The sequence below is a fragment of the Thermogutta sp. genome (assembly GCF_014359955.1).
Classification (GTDB): domain Bacteria; phylum Planctomycetota; class Planctomycetia; order Pirellulales; family Thermoguttaceae; genus Thermogutta.
This window is the reverse complement of sequence record NZ_JACIYL010000804.1, coordinates 1-1,952: the sequence shown is the minus strand read 5'-3', so window position 1 is coordinate 1,952 and position 1,952 is coordinate 1. Positions and strand designations below refer to the sequence as shown.

2 protein-coding genes and 1 pseudogene are annotated in these 1,952 nt (G+C 56.9%); all 3 read right to left on the bottom strand.

Annotated elements, in window-relative coordinates; genetic code table 11:
• The coding region (locus H5U08_RS17130; protein WP_297035866.1) for a glycosyltransferase family 39 protein at positions 1 to 812 on the bottom strand (812 nt) is incomplete at its 3' end.
• Positions 813 to 855: 43 nt separating this feature from the next.
• Complete coding sequence (dcd, locus tag H5U08_RS17125; protein ID WP_297035864.1) at positions 856 to 1,434, bottom strand: dCTP deaminase; 579 nt, start codon at positions 1,432 to 1,434, stop codon at positions 856 to 858.
• A 118-nt stretch (positions 1,435 to 1,552) separates the two neighbouring features.
• Positions 1,553 to 1,952, bottom strand: a pseudogene (locus H5U08_RS17120) (endonuclease III); the annotation flags it as partial.

Here is a 1,952-nt window from a genome sequence, read left to right as displayed (position 1 = left end):
GGGGTCCGCTGGGTGCTTGTTGAGAGATACAGCCTGAGGTGCTGGAGCGTGTCGAACCATAACCACGGCCAGCCGACGTAGAAAATCAAAAGCCCGCTGGCCAGCCAGCACAGGGCAGGAATGATGCCCTTTGAGCGTCGTTGCCAGAAAATCCAGAGCAAAACGGGGGGGCCGCAGAGCAGTCCGTGGAAACGCGTCAGCAGGGCCAGTCCCCAAACGGAACCCGCCAGCGCAAACGCCCACCACCGCCCGCTCCGCTCCGCCACAACCACGGCCAGGACTGTGGCCGTGCACATCAGTACGGTGATGGCGTCAAGGGCGGCCAGATGAGCGTGTCCAAACAGTCGGGGCATAAGAGCAACAGAACACCCCGCCGCCACTCCCCCGATCGGCCCGTACCGGTGGATTCCCGCCCAACACACGAGAAACACCAAAATGCCGAAACACACGGCGGTGCCGAACCGTGCCGGTGTGATGGCGAGTTGTGAAAGCTCCTGCGGAGCTGGATCAAACATCCAGTGGAACCATCCGAGGATCCAGTTTCCCAGAGGTGGATGGACCGGTGGGCCGTCGGGTGACCAGGCAAAAGTTTCTTTGATTCGGTCCCGAGTAAAGAACTGCGTTCCGTAGCGGAGCAGCGAACTGACCAGCCGCTTGCCATAACCCACATGATAAAGTTCATCGCAAGTGACGCCCGGTCCTCCCCGTTCCACCGCCACATCGTGGATGGTCAGTGCCGTGATGCCAATAGCCACCGCGAGTGCGGCGGCCAACCCGGCATACGGTGCAACCGTGGAAGACCGCTCAGACATGGACGACCTGCGCCTCTACAAGATGCAATCGCTTGCGAACGCCTCAGCCGCGGATCTCTTCAATGCCAAACGGCAAATTAGATCGCGGCTTATGGCACAAATCGGGATTCAATTCTTTAAACAGGAGACTCGGCTGAATGTCCTGGTTGTCCTGGTATTTGTCGCTTTTGTACTCCTCGTACTCACCTTTGATCTCGTGATAAAAGATTTGGCAGATGGGGACACCGGGGTATATCCGAACCGGCTGAATGGCAAACATTTCGAGCGTCCAGTACCCGCGAAAGCCCACGTCACCAAAGCCCGCAGTCACGTGGACAAAAAGCCCCAGACGGCCCACCGAAGAGCGGCCCTCAATCATCGGCACATAGCCGTAAGTTTCGGTTCGCTCCACCGTCCGACCGAGATAAAGCTGGTGGGGAGTCAGCACCAGGCCTTCTTCCGGGATGATGACCCGGCGGACGCGATTGGGTTTGCGCATATCGAGGACCACTTCCTCATAGATCATCAGTTCGTTGTGCAGCGTCAAATCGTAACTGTTGGAGTTCAACCTTGCAGGATTAAACGGCTCGATGATGATGTTCTTGCCCAGTTGTGCCAGAATTTCTTTTCCAGATAGGATCATAACGTCTCCTCGGTCAGCCTGCGCTCTCCAGTAACGGCCTTGCTTTTTCAATCAACCTCGGCAGCGACTCGAATACCCTCCGAAAGGCTACCCGAATGCCACCTCAGAACACTGATTTTCAGGTCTTTCGACGGCTTCGGGAAGTGGCCCGCTTTCCCCTCTTCGACTCAGCAGAGCTGTCGGTCTTCCCCGCACTCTTCGTGTTTTCTTCCACTCCGATTTTTGGGCAAAAACTGTTCATGGGACACTCGCTGCAGCGGGGCTTTTTCGCCGTACAGTATTTTCGACCATGTTTGATCATTCGATGACTGAAAGGAATCCACTGATCCTGGGGGACAAGACGCATGAGGTCCTGTTCAATCTTGTCCGGATCTTTCTCTGTGGTGAGACCCAATCGCTGGCTGATCCGCGCAACGTGCGTGTCCACAACCACGCCTGAAGGAATGCCGTACGCGGTCCCCAGGACGACGTTGGCCGTTTTTCTTCCCACCCCGGGCAACGTCACCAGATCGTCCATC

What these genes read in the sequence shown, in the direction of transcription:
- dcd (WP_297035864.1), bottom strand. Translation starts at nt 1,434, where the DNA reads ATGATCCTATCTGGAAAAGAAATTCTGGCACAACTGGGCAAGAACATC.